Origin of the sequence: Pseudomonas sp. KB_15, from assembly GCF_052114525.1 — a bacterium.
In the GTDB taxonomy this organism is placed as follows: domain Bacteria; phylum Pseudomonadota; class Gammaproteobacteria; order Pseudomonadales; family Pseudomonadaceae; genus Aquipseudomonas.
The window spans coordinates 1-364 of the sequence record NZ_JBFREX010000362.1 but is presented as its reverse complement, the minus strand read 5'-3'; the positions used below and the strand labels follow the sequence as shown (position 1 = coordinate 364).

General features: G+C 68.4%; 1 pseudogene. It reads right to left on the bottom strand.

Annotated elements, in window-relative coordinates:
* A pseudogene (locus tag AB4Z35_RS31295) lies at nt 1–323 on the bottom strand (two-component system sensor histidine kinase CreC); the annotation flags it as partial.
* Between the last annotated feature and the right edge of the window lie 41 nt (nt 324–364).

The following is a 364-nucleotide window of genomic DNA, read 5'->3' as shown; positions in this document are numbered from 1 at the left end:
GAGTCGAAGCGCACGATGCCCCGGCTGTCGGTGATGGTCACCCGATAGTGGATGGTGTCCTTGTGCACGCCCCAGATCGTCGCGTCTACCGGCACGCTGGCCAGCGTGGCCACGCGCCGCGCGAACGCGCCATCGCCGATGTGGCCCTGCTGCATGTCGTCGGCGGCCAACAGGGCCAGCACCTGGGCGGTGTCGGCCAGCGTGTCCTCCATCGCCTGGCGCACGCCCGGCTTCACCTCCTGCACGAACACCCGCAGCGTGAGGAACGCGGCCAGCCCCACGATCAGGAAGAAGCCGAAGAAGATGCGGAGTCCGATATGCATGCCGGCCGGGCGCTCAGGGATCGAGCGAGTAACCCATGCCG